Origin of the sequence: Lachnospira rogosae (ex Hitch et al. 2025) (assembly GCF_040096455.1) — a bacterium.
Classification (GTDB): domain Bacteria; phylum Bacillota; class Clostridia; order Lachnospirales; family Lachnospiraceae; genus Lachnospira; species Lachnospira rogosae.
Genome location: NZ_JBBMER010000003.1, coordinates 36705 through 55023 on the forward strand (window position 1 = coordinate 36705; position 18319 = coordinate 55023).

Annotated in this window: 17 protein-coding genes and 2 tRNA genes; 17 read left to right on the plus strand and 2 right to left on the minus strand. The window is 37.5% G+C overall.

Features of this window, described 5'->3' with window-relative positions:
• Positions 1–47: 47 nt before the first annotated feature.
• Entirely contained in the window at positions 48–1211 is a 1164-nt protein-coding gene (locus WMO14_RS04460) for an FKBP-type peptidyl-prolyl cis-trans isomerase (protein WP_349153334.1), read from the plus strand.
• A gap of 1 nt (position 1212) precedes the next feature.
• Positions 1213–2880 carry a SulP family inorganic anion transporter gene (locus WMO14_RS04465; protein ID WP_055173836.1) on the plus strand — a complete coding sequence of 556 codons (1668 nt, stop codon included), beginning with the start codon at positions 1213–1215 and terminating at the stop codon, positions 2878–2880.
• Between the two features lie 357 nt (positions 2881–3237).
• On the opposite strand, the gene WMO14_RS04470 is transcribed toward WMO14_RS04465, so the two are convergent.
• The gene (locus tag WMO14_RS04470) at positions 3238–4077 is read right to left on the minus strand and encodes an amidohydrolase family protein (RefSeq protein ID WP_022501435.1); all 840 of its coding nucleotides are present in this window, start codon (positions 4075–4077) and stop codon (positions 3238–3240) included.
• 425 nt (positions 4078–4502) lie between these two features.
• On the opposite strand from WMO14_RS04470, the gene WMO14_RS04475 reads away from it, so the two are divergent.
• From WMO14_RS04475 to WMO14_RS04545, 15 genes are all read left to right on the plus strand, one after another.
• Positions 4503–5045: a stage V sporulation T C-terminal domain-containing protein gene (locus WMO14_RS04475; protein WP_022501434.1), complete on the plus strand. Its 543-nt coding sequence runs from the start codon at positions 4503–4505 to the stop codon at positions 5043–5045.
• Between the two features lie 150 nt (positions 5046–5195).
• A complete protein-coding gene (locus WMO14_RS04480; protein ID WP_022501433.1) occupies positions 5196–5435 on the plus strand; it encodes an RNA-binding S4 domain-containing protein in 240 nt (79 codons plus the stop codon).
• Between the two features lie 135 nt (positions 5436–5570).
• The gene (yabP, locus tag WMO14_RS04485) at positions 5571–5858 is read left to right on the plus strand and encodes a sporulation protein YabP (RefSeq protein ID WP_349153335.1); all 288 of its coding nucleotides are present in this window, start codon (positions 5571–5573) and stop codon (positions 5856–5858) included.
• 74 nt (positions 5859–5932) lie between these two features.
• Positions 5933–6334, plus strand: coding sequence for a spore cortex biosynthesis protein YabQ (gene yabQ, locus WMO14_RS04490; RefSeq protein ID WP_349153336.1), 402 nt, complete (start codon positions 5933–5935; stop codon positions 6332–6334).
• Positions 6335–6661, plus strand: a complete 327-nt coding sequence (locus WMO14_RS04495) for an FtsB family cell division protein (RefSeq protein ID WP_055173850.1) — start codon at positions 6335–6337, stop codon at positions 6659–6661.
• Positions 6662–6753: 92 nt separating this feature from the next.
• Positions 6754–7878 carry a SpoIIE family protein phosphatase gene (locus tag WMO14_RS04500; RefSeq protein WP_022501429.1) on the plus strand — a complete coding sequence of 375 codons (1125 nt, stop codon included), beginning with the start codon at positions 6754–6756 and terminating at the stop codon, positions 7876–7878.
• Positions 7879–7930: 52 nt separating this feature from the next.
• On the plus strand, positions 7931–9493 hold the full coding sequence (tilS, locus tag WMO14_RS04505) for a tRNA lysidine(34) synthetase TilS (protein ID WP_318295667.1): 1563 nt from the start codon (positions 7931–7933) through the stop codon (positions 9491–9493).
• 2 nt (positions 9494–9495) lie between these two features.
• Positions 9496–10035, plus strand: coding sequence for a hypoxanthine phosphoribosyltransferase (hpt, locus tag WMO14_RS04510; RefSeq protein WP_242854075.1), 540 nt, complete (start codon positions 9496–9498; stop codon positions 10033–10035).
• A 41-nt stretch (positions 10036–10076) separates the two neighbouring features.
• On the plus strand, positions 10077–11924 hold the full coding sequence (gene ftsH, locus WMO14_RS04515) for an ATP-dependent zinc metalloprotease FtsH (protein ID WP_055173856.1): 1848 nt from the start codon (positions 10077–10079) through the stop codon (positions 11922–11924).
• Between the two features lie 592 nt (positions 11925–12516).
• On the plus strand, positions 12517–14574 hold the full coding sequence (locus WMO14_RS04520; RefSeq protein ID WP_349153458.1) for a glycoside hydrolase family 13 protein: 2058 nt from the start codon (positions 12517–12519) through the stop codon (positions 14572–14574).
• Between the two features lie 52 nt (positions 14575–14626).
• On the plus strand, positions 14627–15556 hold the full coding sequence (locus tag WMO14_RS04525; RefSeq protein ID WP_022501424.1) for a GDSL-type esterase/lipase family protein: 930 nt from the start codon (positions 14627–14629) through the stop codon (positions 15554–15556).
• A complete protein-coding gene (gene trmD, locus WMO14_RS04530; RefSeq protein WP_349153337.1) occupies positions 15556–16263 on the plus strand; it encodes a tRNA (guanosine(37)-N1)-methyltransferase TrmD in 708 nt (235 codons plus the stop codon). The genes WMO14_RS04525 and trmD overlap by 1 nt, the downstream gene beginning before the upstream one ends.
• Before the next feature lie 104 nt (positions 16264–16367).
• Positions 16368–16440, plus strand: a tRNA-Phe gene (locus tag WMO14_RS04535).
• A 35-nt stretch (positions 16441–16475) separates the two neighbouring features.
• Positions 16476–16546 (plus strand) — tRNA-Gly (locus WMO14_RS04540).
• A gap of 139 nt (positions 16547–16685) precedes the next feature.
• Complete coding sequence (locus WMO14_RS04545; RefSeq protein ID WP_349153338.1) at positions 16686–17405, plus strand: 3'-5' exonuclease; 720 nt, start codon at positions 16686–16688, stop codon at positions 17403–17405.
• Between the two features lie 58 nt (positions 17406–17463).
• Here WMO14_RS04545 and WMO14_RS04550 read toward each other — a convergent pair whose 3' ends face one another.
• Entirely contained in the window at positions 17464–18078 is a 615-nt protein-coding gene (locus WMO14_RS04550; RefSeq protein ID WP_116444152.1) for a hypothetical protein, read from the minus strand.
• Positions 18079–18319: the final 241 nt, after the last annotated feature.

The following is an 18319-nucleotide window of genomic DNA, read 5'->3' on the forward strand; positions in this document are numbered from 1 at the left end:
ATGTTATAACAAATAAAGTGTCAAAAATAAAGAAATGAGGATATTTTATGAAAAAGAAATTAGTAAGCCTTATGTTAGTGGCAGCTATGACAGCTTCACTTACAGCATGTGGCTCTAAAAAGACAGAAGAACCAACTTCTACAGTACATAAGAGCATAACAGCTGCAGAATATGATGCTGCTATTACATCAGATGCAGCAATTTATAAAAAAGCATTTACAATGCCTGAGTACAAAGGAATTCAGGTAACAGTTGATAAGTCAGTACTCAATGTTGCAGAAAGTGACGTTGACGATTATATCAATAAGAATATAGTATCAGCGGGAGCTACAACAGAGAATGTTACAAGTGGTGTAACAGCTGATGGGGATACAGTTATACTTGATTATTCAGGTAAGCTTGATGGCGAGGCATTCTCAGGTGGTACAGCAACAGATACTACATATACAATAGGTTCAGGTAACTTTATATCAGACCTTGATAAAGGACTTGTAGGACTTACAGTAGGCCAGGAATATGATATTCCTTGTACTTTCCCAGATAATTACACATCAGACCTTGCAGGTAAGAGTGTAATATTCACAGTAAAGGTTACAGCAATCCAGAAGACAACTTACCCAGAGATAACAGATGAATGGGTAGTTAATAACAAAGAAAGTCTTAATCTTTCAGGTGATACAGTTGCAGATTTCAGGGAAGAAGTAAGAAAGATAGTAGAAGCTAATGCTAATGATACTTATCTTAATAACACATTTACATCAGCATACCAGATTATAAGCGAGAATATCGGAGATGTTAATTATCCACAGGATGAAATAGATTCATTGGTAGAAGTACTTAATACTAATATTGAGAGTGAATTTAACACTTATGGTTCATACTATGGCATATCAGATTTAGATACATATAAGAAATCAGTATATGGATTTGATTCAATTGACGCATTTAATGAATATGCTACATCATCTGCACAGCAGTATCTTTTACAGAAAATGATAGTAACCATTATTGCCGCAGATAATGATATTCATGTGTCAGAAGATGAAATTAACTCATATGGTAACGATTTAGCTCAGTATTATGGTTACGATGACTTCAATGCAATTGTAGATGCAGTCGGCAGTGAAGTTGTATCAGAGATAGGTTATGAAATACTTTATCAGAAAGTTGTAGAATTTGAGTGCAGCCAGATTACAGAGGTAGAACAGTAAAATGAATGAATTGGTACCAAAGATATTTGATGTAATGAAGACATATTCCAAGGACCAGTTAGTAAAGGATATAGTGGCAGGGATTATTGTTGCGATAATAGCCCTGCCATTATCCATTGCACTGGCACTTGCATCAGGAGTAAGCCCGGAGCAGGGTATATATACAGCAATATTTGCTGGATTTGTTATTTCCTTCTTAGGAGGAAGCAGGGTTCAGATAGCTGGACCTACAGCAGCATTTGCTACAATAGTAGCTGGTATAGTTGCGAAAAATGGTATGGATGGACTTATAGTTGCTACAATTATGGCAGGTATAATACTTGTTATTATGGGGCTTCTTAAGTTCGGTAACCTTATAAGATTTATTCCTTATACAATAACTACAGGTTTTACATTTGGTATTGCTGTGACTATTGTTATAGGACAGATTAAAGATTTTCTTGGCCTTACTTATCCGGCAGGAACTGCTACAGTTGAAACTATGGATAAGTTAAAGGCGATAATTGCCAATATTGGAACATTTAATATAAAAGCATTAATAGTTGGTGCTGTATCACTTGCAATTCTTATTATATGGCCTAAGTTCAAGTCTCTTGATAAAATTCCACCATCACTTATTGCGGTTATAGTATCAGTTCTTATGGTTAAATTCATCGGACCATTAAAAGATGTCAATACAATCGGAAGTCTGTATACAATAAAGAAAGGACTTCCAGGAGTGTCAGTACCATCAGTTAATATGGATATGATACTTACACTTCTTCCAGATGCTCTTACAATAGCGGTTCTTGCAGGAATAGAGAGTCTGCTTTCGTGTGTAGTATCAGATGGAATGATAGGTTCAAGACATAAGCCTAATATGGAGCTTGTTGCACAGGGAGCAGGTAATATCGTATCCGCACTTTTCGGTGGTATTCCAGCGACAGGCGCTATTGCAAGAACAGCGGCTAATGTCAAGAATGGTGGACGTACACCTATAGCAGGTATGGTTCACTCAGTTACACTTCTTATTGTGCTTGTGGTGCTTATGCCATATGCGGCCTGGATACCAATGCCAGCCATTGCGGCAATTTTATTTATTGTTGCATACAATATGAGTGGCTGGAGAGAGATGGTTAATCTTGTTAAGCACTCACCAAAGTCAGATACATTAGTATTACTTACAACTATGGTGCTTACAGTTGTATTTGACCTTGTTGTGGCTATAGAAGTAGGTATTGTTATGGCTGCACTTCTTTTCCTGAAGAGAATGGCAGACGTAACAGAAGTAAGAAGCTGGAAATATATCGGGGAAAATATTGATGAGAATAACGACCCTGAGAGTATTAATTTAAAGAAAGTTCCTGATAAGACTTTAGTATACGAAATAATCGGACCAATGTTCTTTGCGGCAGCGGATAAGTTTATGGATATACATATGGAGTCAGATGTAAAAGTAGTTATAATCAGAATGCGTGGTGTTCCAGCTATGGATATATCAGCATTGCGTTCGCTTAAGAATATACACAATGTATGTAAGAAGCGTGGTATAACTATGGTATTATCCCACGTCCAGGAACAGCCTAAGTCTATGATGGAGAAGGCTGGATTTGCGGCAGAAGTTGGAGAAGATAACTTCTGTGCTAATATTGATGCGGCGTTGGCATATGCACAGGAGATAGTGGGGTAAGAGCGGCAAGAGCGGAGCTGGCAGACGGACGGATGGACGGCGAAAGGCGGGACAGCCCCCTGCCGTGTGGAACTGCGGATAAGACAATTGGATATTACCGGGTGTTTCCGAGGGAGTGTTGTGGCGGTGGACGCACACGCTCATATTCGGCATCCTGCCTCAGTATTCGCTTGACCAGACCTCGTGTCTGGTCATTGCTGTTTATGGGGGCGGAAACACTGGTAATATCACAATTCTCTTATAATGCAGTGCCACGCGGCAGGGGGCTGTCCTGCTTTTCGCCTGTTCGTTGCCAGTTCGTGCGGGGCGGGGCGGGCAATGCGCTGTGCTGTTGCCCTTGGGGAAGGAGAAAAATGGTTATGGTGTATTTGTCAGGAAACTGCCGAGCAGTGTGGCGGCGTTGCCGCCTTCGATGGCTGTGAGTTCTTCTGGGGTGAGGCCGCTTGTCCTTAGGAGGTGGAGGGACTCGGACTGGTCGGACCAGGGGCTGTCTGTTCCAAAGAGAATGTGGTCAGAGCCATGTGTGCGGACCATCTGGACGAATTTCTCTTTGGAGAGGAAGTTGTTGTCCGGAGTGCTTTTTAAGACAAGTGCAGTGTCGAGCCATACATTTGGTGTTCCAATTAGCTGGTCACATACTTCGTCATACATAGACCAGCCACCCATATGGGCTAATACAAGTTTGTGTGGTGGGACTTCTTTTATCATATTGGCAAGACGTTCGACACTTGCCTCATCACAGTTAGGAAAGCTTATGTCCATACCGCAGTGGATAGATACAATAAGGTCGTTGTCGTTTGCACATTCTATTATTCTAAGACATCTTGGGTCATCTATATTGGTGCGCTGGAATACAGGGTGAAGCTTAATTCCTGGAACACCAGCTTTGGCAAGGTCACTTATTATAGTCTTGTAGTCATCATTATCAGGATGAATTGTACCAAATGATATTATTCCAGTAGATTTAAAGGATTTATTAGTTTCTATGGCTATTTTGTTGATAGTCGTATGCTGTGACGGCTTTGTTGCTATAGGCAGTAAGACAGAGTAATCAATGCCAGCTTTTTTCATAGAAGCTTTGATAGAGTCTACACGTCCATCCAGATAATTAGGTATACCGCCGCTTTGAGCAAGTCGTCCTACGGCACGGTCCGCAATGTCATCAGGAAAGCTGTGAGTATGAAAATCTATAATCATAAATATCCTCATTTCTGCGCCCCAGTTATAAGTATAGCGTGTCGGGTGCGCATAACACTAATTCATATTTTTACCATTTAAGAACGCATTTAAACATTTAATAATTAAATGATAACATAATAAAAGGAGCAGGTCAAAACGCGCAGAACAACCTGCCTATATGGATTTCTTGTTGCATATTATGCGGAAAAACCACAGATAATTATTGTATTATACTAGGTGGTTTATATGCTGGCAATATGGATATAGTCGGCAAAAGAGAAGAATGGCAGAATTTAGATGACTAGCCTTTTTAAAATGTATAATTTTTCACAATTTTCACATACTACCCATACAACGCAATATATGGAAAATAGTTCGATAAACCATTGAATGAGCATAGAGAAACAGCGTGTATGGATTATGTTGAAAATAAGGAGGATTGTATGAAAGCCACTGGAATTGTTCGTCGTATAGATGATTTAGGAAGAATTGTAATACCAAAGGAGATAAGAAGAACATTAAGAATAAGGGAAACTGACCCTATGGAGATATATACAGATATGGATGGGCAGATTGTGTTAAAGAAATATTCTCCGATGGCAGATGTATCGGAATTTGCAGTAGAATATGCGGAGTCCATAGCACAGAATACAGGAATGACAATTGCAATAACTGACAGGGATTGTGTTATTGCGGCAGCAGGAACACAGAAAAAGAATGTACAGGGAAAGCATATTACCAAAGAACTTAATGATATTATGGATAAAAGGCAGAGTGTTGTAGCAAGTGCCAGTGAGAATGATTATGTAAAAGCGGTAACAGACTATGATTGTGAGTCAGAGGTGATAAGTCCGATAATATGTGCCGGAGATGTTCTTGGTATGGTTATTATGTTTGGCAATGACAAGAAACAGAAGCTTGGCGAGAGCGAGAAAAGAATAGTTAAAGTTGCGGCGGATTTTTTGGGCAGACATATGGACAATTAGCAGATAATTTTAATATAATAATATGATGTAAGGCAAAATACCATTTGCCATATACATCTAAATGCCAGAAGTTAGAAATATTGCACGGCTTCAGGCATTTACATATTAATATAAGTTAATTACGATTGGCAGACATTCCGGAGGAAGATTATGAGATTAGATAAATATTTAAAGGTTTCAAGACTTATTAAAAGACGTACAGTAGCTAATGATGCGTGTGATGCAGGCAGGGTAATGATTAATGGTAAAGTGGCTAAGGCATCAGTTGATGTCAAGGCAGGAGATATAATAGAGATATCTTTTGGTAATAAGAATGTTAAGGTAAGAGTTACAGACGTAAAGGACACAGTTAAGAAAGAAGAAGCTAAGGAGATGTTTGAATATATTTAATGATTAAGTATATTTAATGTTTGAGCATATCTAATAGTTTAATGTGTTTAAATAATAGTTATAATTAAGCATTTTTTGGCGTACCGCCTAATATATTAGACAGGTAAGATAAATGTATAATATATGGAGGCAGTTATGGACGATATTAAAAGGGTAAGACATCCTCATACAGTAAGAATGGAAGATAGAAAGAAGGCTCAGTTTACTGGTATTACTGACGTTGTATCCTTTGAACCGTCAAAGGTAATACTTGAGTCAGATTATGGCGTTATTGTTATAAAAGGGGAGTCACTTCACGTTAATAAGCTGTCAGTTGAGAAGGGGGAGCTTGATGTTGATGGCAGGGTTGACTCACTTGTGTATTCACAGAACAGCATAAGTATGAAAAAAGGCGATTCATTAGTGAACAGGTTATTTAGATAATTGTGAATACATCTTTTAGACATTATAAAGATTAATTAATTATATAAGTCCAGCAGTAGCGGGGAATAATGCTTATGTCAGGTGATATTATATGGGAGAGCGGCACATTTTTATATGCACTTTGGTGGGGAATGGTGCTCGCATTTCAATATGATACGATAAGAATAATAAGAAGAATAATAAGACACCGTCGTGTATTTATGATTGCTGTAGAAGATGTTATATACTGGATATATGTAGGAATACGGATATTTATTATATGTTTCTATGTTAATAGCGGAATTATAAGATCATTTATTGTAGTGGGGCTTGTGTGCGGTGCAGTTCTATATCTTAAGGCGTTAAGCGTGTATTACATAAAATATGGAGTAAGGCTTGTAGGAATTTTACTGAAACCATTGAAAATGTTTGTGTCTGTGATTAGAATAGTGTTGCAGTCATTAAGGAAAGACAGACCGAAGAATGGAGAGATATAGATGAGATTTGAGACAAAGAGAGAAAGGGAACAGCGAAGAAAAAGACAGAAACGCTCAGCAATTCTGGGTATGGTATTTGCTATGCTTGTTGTTGTGGGTCTTGGCGTGCTTTTATGGAATGGCAAGAAGAATATTGAAGCCAAAAATGTAGAGTACGAAAAGCAGATTAAAGAGCTTCAGGAACAGGTTGATGAAGAAAAACAGCGTACAGAAGAGCTTAATGAATATAAGAAGTATGTGCAGACGAAGAAGTTTGCGGAGGAGATTGCCAAGGATAAATTCGGACTTATATATCCAGATGAGATAATATTTAAAGGGAAGAAGTAACGTAACAGGGTTCGACACATTTTTTATATAACTGCTATTATAATGGTGTTCGGTTTAAGAAAACAGTATATTTAGACCAGAAATGAGGGGCTATGGCAGTTAAGAATGATGGATTGTGTATGACTTATACGATAAACAGATTGTCCGAAACAGCTAAGACGTTTCGCCGTCTGGGAGAAGCATATGAGTGTGCATCAGGTGATGAAGCACAAAGTCCCAGCTTTAAAAGACAGTTGTTTCTTGTTGCAGATATTCTTGAGGACTGCACGCTTATGCAGTTACAGGCAGATAAGCCGTCTAAGGGAATTGCAAGAGATATGGCTTCAAGGGCACTTGTCGCAGGAATAGTTATTAAAGATGTCAATATATTAAAAGACAAGACAGGCAGGAGTGAAGTTGTTATACTTGCAAGAACTCTTGGCAAGGGCTGTGTCGCAGAGAGAAAGATACGGAAAATAGTATGTGATGTTATGGGGATTGGATACTATTCAGACCATAATAACAGGCTTGTCATTAACGACAACTGCCAGCAGTATGTGTTTCATCAGGAGAACCGTTTCCGATTTTTATCAGGAGTTGCAAGAAAATGTAAAGAAAAAAGCGGCTTTAATGGCGATAATTTTATGGTATCAAGCCTGTCGTGTGGTAAAGTTGTGGCGGCAATTGCAGATGGCTGTGGAAGTGGCAAGAGGGCATTTATTGAGAGCAGAATGGTTATAGAACTTATGGAGAACTGTATAGATGCCGGATTTGAGGAGAAGACAGCCATAGATTTTATCAATACGGCATACATTAATTGCAGTGGCAAAGACAGCCCTGTAACTATGGATATGAGTGTTGTGGACTGCCAGTCAGGTATGATGCATTGCATAAAGTTAGGGGCAGTATCTACATTTATTAAAAGGGAGGGCTGGGTTGAGATAATCAAATCGTCCACACTTCCTATCGGTGTGCTTGAAAAGGTAGATTACGACTGCACAGCCAAGAAGTTGTACGATGGTGACTATGTAATTATGGTGAGCGATGGTGTGCTTGATAATCTTCCGTGTCTTAATAAAGAGGAGAAAATGGTAGAGATTATCGAGGAAGTTGTAATGAAAAAGCCTAAAGCGATAGCTGACGAGATACTTAGAAAGTCAATGTCATATAATAATTGTGAAGTATGTGATGACTGCACAGTGCTTGTGTTCGGACTGTTTGACACCTACAACAAATAAATATATAATTGGGCAATATTGCCATATAAAACAACAGGAGAAAGCATTTAATATGGATGTTAATAATATAGAGAAAAAGGTATGGGCATACATAAAGGCTAATAATATGCTTGAGGATTGCAGTAATGCAGTTGTCGGTGTGTCAGGCGGAGCAGATTCTGTCTGTCTTATGATTATGCTTAACGATTATATTATACATAATAATAAAGACGTAAAGCTTCATATTGTACACGTTAATCATGGTATAAGAAAAGAAGCCGCTGATGATGAGCAGTTTACAAGAAAGCTGTGTGAAAGTCTTAAGCTTGATTATCATTGCTACAATATAGAATGTGAAAAGATAGCAAGGGAGAATAATCTTACTGTTGAGGAAGCTGGAAGACTTGAAAGATATGATATATTTGACAAGCTTTCAAAGCAGTATGATAAGACAAGGATATTTGTTGCCCATCATATGAATGACCAGGCAGAAACGGTTATTATGAATATGGCGAGGGGTACATCACTTAAAGGAATAAGAGGAATTGTGCCGGTGAGGGATAACATATGCCGTCCTCTTCTTTGCATAACAAGACAGGACATAGAAAGCTGGCTTGTGCTAAGAAACCAGTCATTTGTGACAGATGTGACTAATTATGATAACGATTATACAAGGAATTCAATAAGAAATGTCCTGTTGCCATATATGGGTGAGCATATTAATAAAAATGTTGTGCAGAATATTGCATTTATGGCGCAAGAAGTACGGGCGGTTGAGAATTTTGTTGATAAAGAAGCAGACAAGCTGTACAAAAGCTGTGCAATACAGGATGGTGCAGGGATAAGATTATCAGTTGAACAGCTTGGGCAGGCAGATGAGGTGCTTGGAAAAAGAGTTATATATAAGGCACTTGTTAAGCTTGCAGGAAGGGCTAAGGATATATATTCGGTCAATGTATATGATGTATACAAGCTTATTAATCTTCAGACAGGAAGAAAGGTAGACTCGGTATATGGAATAAAGGCAGTGCGTGAATATGAATATATTGTGCTTGAAAGAAAGAACAGAGCAGAGAATACATTTTCTGACACAGCAAGTAACAGATATAGAGCGGACACAGAGCTAACAGCAGATGCAGGACTTGTAGAGGTTCATCGCATAGATATCACTAAATGTAGTAAAGATAGAGAAGTAATTGTTGATATAGATAAGACAGTATATATACCGGAGTATGATAAAATGTATTCAGCAAGTATCAAAATGTCCGTTTATGACAATAATGATAATGACGAAGAATTGGCGGAGAATGCTTCAAATGGTAAAATTTGCGTAAATAAATTGAATAACAGCTATACGAAGTATTTTGATTATGATAAACTTAATAAGTTACTTGATATCAGATTTAAGAATGTCGAGGATAGGATTGTGGTATCGGAAAGCGGTAATACCAAGAAGCTTAAGAAAGAACTGACAGACCGCAAGATACCTGCTTCACACAGAGATGAAATACTGCTTGTGTGTGATAATAACCGCGTGCTATGGGCGTGTGGTGTGCGCAGATGCGAAGATTGCAGGGTCACAGGCTCTACAAAGAACGTATTTAAAATACAGCTTATATTGAAAGAGAGGAATTAATTATGTCAAATAAGCACAAGATAAGTGTAATGATTTCAGAGGACAAACTTCAAGAGAAGATAGCAGAGATTGGTGCTAAGATTAGCGCTGATTATGAGGGTAAGGAAATTAAGCTTATATGTATTCTTAAGGGAAGCATATTCTTCTGCTGTGAACTTGCCAAGAGAATAACAGTTCCAGTAAAGATAGATTTTATGCAGACTTCAAGCTACGGAAGCGGAACAACTTCAAGTGGTAATATTGTAATTAAGAAGGAACTTGATGAGTCTATAGAAGGCGAACATGTAATAGTTGTAGAAGATATTATCGATTCAGGTAATACTTTATTCAGACTTATGCCTATGTTAGAGGAAAGAAATCCAGCAGACATATGTATATGTACACTTCTTGATAAGCCAGACAGAAGAGAAGTTGATATAGATGTTAAGTATAACGGATTTAATATTCCGGATGAATTCGTTGTAGGATATGGTCTTGACTATGACCAGATGTATAGAAATCTTCCATTTATAGGAGTTGTTCATCTTGATGATGAGAATTGATTATTACCTAATTACGAATATATGTAAGAATGGAGATTGATATGGATAATAAGAAAAATGTAAGATTTTCAGGAATGGGAATCTATATGATTATTGTGATTATAGCAGCGATGTTTATTATGTATGTTGCAAGAATGAATACAGGTACAAGCAATTATACTTATAACGAATTAGTTAACGATATCAGCAAGGGTAAGATAGAGAGCGTATCCATAAGACAGAATGCAGAAGTTCCAACTGGTGTTGTAACTGTTAAGGTGAGCGGTGAGCAGTCAGTTAAGAGTGTATATGTATCAGATGTTAAAGATGTAGAAGAACTTTTACTTGATAAGAATATAGAATATACACTTAAAGATGTTGCAAGACAGAGTGTTATGCTTACAACTATACTTCCATTTGGCTTAAGCCTTCTTGTTATTGTATTCATTATGATGATGTTTACAAGACAGGCTGGTGGCGGTGGCAATGCCAAGATGATGAATTTTGGAAAGAGCAGGGCCAGAATGATAAGCAGTGCTGATAATAAAGTTACATTTAAGGATGTAGCTGGTCTTCAGGAAGAAAAAGAAGAACTTGAGGAGATAGTTGATTTCCTTAAAGACCCAGTAAGATATACTTCTCTTGGTGCAAGAATACCTAAGGGTGTTATTCTTACAGGTGCACCTGGTACAGGTAAGACACTTCTTGCCAAAGCTGTTGCCGGAGAGGCAAGCGTACCATTCTTTAGCATATCAGGTTCGGATTTCGTAGAGATGTTTGTTGGTGTTGGTGCTTCAAGAGTAAGAGATATGTTTGAGGAAGCTAAGAAGAACGCACCTTGTATTATATTCATTGATGAGATTGATGCTGTTGCAAGACGAAGAGGAACAGGTATGGGCGGCGGCCACGATGAGAGAGAACAGACACTTAACCAGATGCTTGTTGAGATGGATGGTTTTGGTGTCAATGAAGGAATTATCGTTATGGCCGCTACTAACAGAATTGATATTCTTGACCCAGCTATATTAAGACCGGGAAGATTTGACAGAAAGATAGTTGTCGGCAGACCAGATGTTGCTGGACGACTTGAAATATTAAAGGTACACGCAGCTAAGAAGCCTCTTGGTGATGATGTTGACCTTGATAAGCTTGCAAGAACATCAGCCGGCTTTACAGGTGCTGATCTTGAAAATGTATTAAATGAAGCTGCTATTAATGCGGCAAGAAAGAAGAACAGATATATAACTAACGCAGATGTTGAAGAAGCATTTATTAAGATAGGAATAGGCGTTGAGAAGAAGAGTAAGATTATATCTGACAAAGAGAAGAAGATTACAGCTTACCACGAATCAGGACACGCTATATTATTCCACCTTTTACCAGATGTTGGGCCGGTTCATACAATATCAATCATTCCTACAGGAATGGGTGCGGCAGGTTACACAATGCCGCTTCCTGAAAGAGATGAGATGTTTAACACTAAGGGGAAAATGCTTCAGAATATCGTTGTAAGCCTTGGTGGACGAGTAGCGGAAGAACTCATATTTGATGATATAACAACAGGTGCTTCACAGGATATCAAGCAGGCAACACAGACAGCAAGAGATATGGTTACTAAGTATGGTTTCTCTGACAAGCTTGGTCTTATTAATTATGATACAGACAGTGATGAGGTATTCATCGGAAGAGATCTTGCACATACAAGACCATATGGTGAAGATGTAGCAGCACTCATTGATGAAGAAGTTAAGAGAATTGTAGATGAGTGTTATACCAAGGCTAAGAAGCTTATATCAGAGAATATGGACGTGCTTCATAGAAGTTCAGAACTTCTTCTTGAGAAAGAGAAGATTTCAAGAGAAGAATTTGAAAGTTTGTTTGAAGATAAGCCATATGGAGAGAGTTTATAATCAGGTATTAACAGAGATTTTGCAGTTAAAACGCAGTTAAATAATGGAAATGTATTTATACACAAAAAATATTTGGTAATAATTCACAAAAAAAGTTGCAATATATTGTAAAGTTTGTGAACACTTATGGGGCTTTGTATGATATTATAATTAACGTAAAAACCCCCAATACATTATATATTTTTTGCTACACCCCATAATAAGTGAAATACCTTCTCCAAAAAGGACAGTCCCCCCAGACTGTCCTTTTTATTTGCACGAGTAACGATGAGAATGGATAATTTAAAGAAATCTTCCATCCTGCTTGCAGGAATGGAAATTTTTTAAATTATCTATTCGAGGAGCACCGCGTCATAGGTAAGAGCGTATTTTATAAAGTAAATAAATTACGAAGCAGAAACGCTCTTACCTATGCCATCGTTACGAGTTAAGAGAAGCCGTAAATTAAAGAAATCTTAATAAATATATCTTACAGTTGAATAAATACCCGTAATGATATAAAATTATATATGATTAATGTCAAGGAGTATTTTCTATGATAATAAGCGCAGGAGTTGAGAACCTTACATCATGGGAAAGAAAGCTTTTGTATATGTGTAATGCAAGGCCAACCATTAATACAAGAGCTTTATTTTCTGATGCGACAAACGATTACAGATGTCCGGCAGAGCCTATGCCGGGTGATACAGTTAAGATACGATTAAGAACAGGTCGTTATAATGTAGACAAGGCGTATATATATGTTAATAATGTAGAATACCCTATGACAAAGATTAAGGCAGTTGGAGTATTTGATTATTACGAGGCTGAGATTAAAGTTAATAATGACAAATTATATTATTATTTCAAGGTAGAGACTGGAAAGGTTGTATGCTATTACAATCAGATAGGAGCTATTAAAGAACTTAATACTTATTATAATTTCCAGATTATGCCGGGATTTAAGACACCTGACTGGGCAAAGGGCGCAGTTATGTACCAGATATTTGCCGATAGATTTTGCGATGGTGATAAATCTAATAACGTGCTTGATGATGAATACAGTTATATAGGCGAACACGTCTGTCAGGTTAAGGATTGGGATAAATATCCAGCCAATATGGGTGTAAGAGAGTTCTATGGTGGCGATTTACAGGGCGTGCTTGATAAGCTTGATTATCTTAGCGAGCTTGGTGTCGAGGTTATTTATTTTAATCCGTTGTTTGTTTCGCCATCTAATCATAAGTACGATATACAGGACTATGATTATATAGACCCACATTTTGGTGTTATAGTAAAAGATGATGGGGAACTTTTAAAAGAAGGTGACCAGAACAATACTAATGCAACACGATATATTAACAGGGTTACAAGTAAGGAAAATCTTAAAGCGAGTAATGAGTTCTTTGCCAAGGCAGTAGAACAGATACACAGCAGAGGAATGAAAGTCATAATAGATGGAGTGTTTAACCATTGTGGTTCATTTAACAAATGGATGGACAGGGAACACATTTACAGTTCTAGTGATGACGATTATGCCTGCGGTGCATATGAGAAGTATGAAAGCCCATATCACAGCTTCTTTAAATTCTATGGTAATCAGTGGCCGGATAATGGTTCATATGACGGCTGGTGGGGACACGATACACTTCCTAAGCTGAATTATGAAGACTCAGATACACTTGAAAAGTATATTATAGATATTGGAAAGAAATGGGTATCTCCACCGTACAATGTAGATGGCTGGAGGCTTGATGTTGCAGCTGACCTTGGGTACAGCAAGGAATATAATCACACATTCTGGAAAAAGTTCAGACAGGCTGTTAAGGAAGCTAATCCGGAGGCAATAATACTTGCAGAGAATTATGGTGATTCATATGACTGGCTTCAGGGTGATGAATGGGATACGATTATGAATTATGATGCCTTTATGGAGCCTGTAACGTGGTTTCTTACAGGAATGGAGAAGCATAGTGATGAAATGCGCCCTGATTCATTAGGTAATCCTGATTATTTTTTTGGCGCTATGCACCATAATATGGCAAGAATGGGTGGACAAAGTTATTCTATATCTATGAATGAGCTTTCTAACCACGACCATTCAAGATTTCTTACAAGAACTAACCATATTGTTGGCAGGGTTGATAAGCTTGGATCAGAAGTGGCTAATCAGAATGTGAATAAGTTTGTATTTATGGAGGCTGTCATTATTCAGATGACGTGGCCGGGTGCACCAACTGTATATTATGGAGATGAAGCGGGAGTGTGTGGTTTCACAGACCCTGATAACAGAAGAACTTATCCATGGGGACATGAAGATAAGGAGCTTATAGACTTTCATAAGGCAGCAATAAAGATGCACAAGGAGAATGAGGTATTAAGAACCGGCTCGTATAAGCAGCTTTATTCAGCACATAATGTTATTGCATATGGAAGATTTACATCAGATGATGCAGTGATAGTTGTTGTTAATAATGGGGAAGATGAGATAAGAGTTAATATACCTGCCTGGGAGACTGGACTTGCTATGGATGATGATGTCGAGCAGATAATGGTAACATTTGAGGGCGGATATTCAACAGACAGACAAGGTTACAGACTTAAAGACGGAATTCTTAATATAGGCTTAAGAAAGACTTCAGCTACAGTGTTAAGACGTCTTAGATGGTAGATAATGCTGTTAAAATATAATACACAGAAGTAAGAATGAGGAGTAATGTATAATGGCAGTAGATAATAACGAGGAAAAGAATAAAATAGTTCTTAACCGTAAGATGAGATTATGGAACAAGTATAAGAAGCCGGTAATAGGTGTTATTTTGGCTGTAGTAGTTATTGCAGTTGTTGCAATTGTTCTTAAATTATGCAGTATTGGAAAGCCGGTGGAAGATAAGGCGACAACACTTGCCAATAACAATAATAATAACAATGATATAATTATTACACAGTCATCTATAGAGATGTCTAACAATGAAACAACAAGTGCAGCTGATACAGAGAGTACAACATCAGCTGTAACAGAAAGCACAACAAGCAGTACAACATCAGCAGCTCAGGTATCAGGCGGAGTTGCCAGGATTACAACTAAGGCAGAGATACAGGAATACACATCACGTTCTAATTATGATGATGCAGTATTCTTTGGTGATATGATTGTATCAGGTATAGGTGAATATGGTTATCTTGACACATCACGCATATTCTCAGATAATAACCTTACAACAGATAAGGCACTTAATTCAGTGTCAAGTGTTGCGGCGGCTAATCCATCTAAGGTATATGTCCTTGTTGGACTTAACGACCTTAACTATGGAACAAGGTCAGGAGAGAATGTAGCTGAGAGAATAGGTTCAATAGTAGAATCGCTTAAGGAAGCAATTCCATCAGTAAAGGTATATGTAGTGTCACTTCTTCCTATAACACAGAGCTTTGAGGCAAAGTCAAATGTAAAGATAACACAGGCGGCTATTGATGAAGCTAATAGCACACTTGCAGCCAGGGCGACAGAGTATGGAATGACATTTATAGATATAGCAGATGCATTTAAGGATGAGTCTGGATATCTTAATACAGATGTATCAACAGGTGGATATAACCTTAATCATAACTATTACCCATTCTTCCTTAATAATATATCGGGAGCGTCTAACTAATGAAATTTTATGTAATGTCACTATTTCCACAGATGATTTTGGATGGGTTGAATACAAGTATAACAGGCAGGGCTATAGATTCAGGAGTATTGTCTATAGAAGCTGTTGATATAAGGGATTTTTCCAATAATAAGCATATGAAGGTAGATGATTACCCATATGGCGGAGGAGCAGGAATGGTTATGCAGCCGGGACCCGTGTGCGATGCTTATGAGAGCATAGCAGCCAGATGTTCAGGCAGACCAAGGGTTGTGTATATGACACCACAGGGGCATACATTTAACCAGCATATGGCAGAAGAATTTGCCAAAGAAGAAGAACTTGTAATTCTGTGTGGACATTATGAGGGAATTGATGAGAGAGCACTTGAAAGCATAGTTACAGACTATGTGTCAATTGGAGATTATGTCCTGACAGGTGGAGAGCTTCCGGCGATGGTTGTTATCGACTCAGTGTCAAGATTAGTTCCGGGAGTACTTAATAATGATGAGTCAGCCCAGACAGAGAGCTTCTCAGATGGTTTATTAGAATATCCACAGTACACAAGACCAGCCAATTACAAAGGTATAGAAGTGCCAGAAGTATTATTATCAGGTCACCACGGCAATATAGAGAAGTGGAGGCACGAGAAGTCGTTAGAACGTACTAAGAAGTACAGACCGGACTTATATGAGAAATATATGGCTGAGAACAATAATAACAGTTAAAATAATTGTTGACGGATAAGATATTTATGTGGTAAACTAATCAAGTCTTTTGGTGAATAACTTGATTGTTTACTACAGGATATTATGATGTGAAGTCACAATAAGCCTAGATAGCTCAGTCGGTAGAGCAGAGGACTGAAAATCCTCGTGTCACTGGTTCGATTCCGGTTCTAGGCATTTTATAATTGAATATAATTTAATTATGATGATATGCGGGTGTAGTTCAATGGTAGAACACTAGCCTTCCAAGCTAGATACGTGGGTTCGATTCCCATCACCCGCTCTATTTTTTTACCCAGAAGTGATGTATACAATAATAATTATTATAGTATACAAAGTTATATTTATTGATTAAAAGCAGTTATAGGGCTATAAAGTAATATTTATTAACTGAAAATGAGCATCAGGAAAGTGCTATACTAATGAAAGGAACAAAGACAATGATAGACAGCTATGTTGCACTGGATATAGAAACTACAGGGCTTAACCCGGCAGCAGACAGAATAATTGAGATAGGAATGGCAAGGGTATGTAATGGAAACGTGACAGATACATATTCAACACTTGTCAATCCAGGCATTAAGATAAGCGACAGAATAATAGAGCTTACACATATACATAATGAGGAGCTTACAGATAAGCCAAGAATTAATGAACTGATTGATGATGTAATACAATTTATAGGGGATTATCCTATACTTGGACATAATGTTATATTTGATTACAGCTTTTTAAAGAAGGCGGCGGTTAATAACAATCTTGTATTTCCGTCAGCAGGAATAGATACACTTAAAATGGCAAGAAGAATACTTCCAGAACTGGAGCATAAGAAGCTTGATTATCTGTGTGAGTATTTGAAGATTGACCCTGGTAACTCACACAGAGCTTTAGATGATGCGCTGAGTGCAAGCGGAATATACTGGAAAATGTATACAATAAAACCGGATGATTCAGGCTTTGAAATACCATCTGAGCTTGTATACAGTGTGAAAAAGGATAGTCCGATTACACAGGCACAAAGAAATTATCTTACAGCACTTGTTGTAAAGCATAATGTAAAGCTTGATATCCCGATTGATGAGATGACCAAGAGTATAGCTTCACGAAACATAGATAAGATACTTTCAGAATATGGAAAATAATGGTTAGTAATGAATTAATGTTTATATAGATAATATATTCATATAATTAATTAAATACCTAGTTAATAGCTGATACTATCAGGTCTTTATTAACAGACTTGATAAGAGAGGCGTATTGTCTTAACTGTCTGATTTTGGAAGCATTTCCTGCTTCTGAATATAATGCGTAAAGGTCAGTATAGGTAAGTCGTATGTCAGAGCCAATCCTTACGGCATATTCAAGAAATGCTGTGGCATCGGATATGTCCTTATGTTCAATAAGGATATGTCCAAGCTCTGAAAGGCTCTTTATAAATGAAGTGTAGCTGTCTTCGTATTGTGTTAAAGTATCAAGATTGGCAACACCATATTTTAACTTAAGGTCAGTGTTGGAATACTCTGACAGGTTAAGCATTGGCTCAGTCTTAAGTGTCTGGATATTATTATAAGCCTTAAGGGCTTCTGGTGAATTATTTAATATGTCAGCTAATGTCAGGCTGTTATCTATAGTAGGAAGTGTGTCGTCCCATTTAATATAGTTAAGGGAGCTTATATCCTGCTTTCTTGTTGAATTGGCTTTCTGTTCCCTTTCCCAATATTTTTTTGAGCGTTCTGAGCCAGAACGTGTACTTTTTTTAAGATAAAGTTGAATAACTATTAATATTATTATAAAATAAGGCAATATAAAGTGCATAGTATTCTCCGTTTCCAATATGTTATTAAATGTATTGTTTAATGTGCTGCTATGTTTAAGGAGGTAATTATGATTAATTTAAAAAAGAGCAAAACTAAAAGAATATTTGCTGCGGTTATAATAGTAATCCTTGTACTTGCTATGGTACTTCCTATGGCTGTGTCAGCATTTATTTAAGATTAAGTATAGATTGAAAATGTAATATATGCAAGTTCAAGCTTGCAATTGAATGTAATATGTG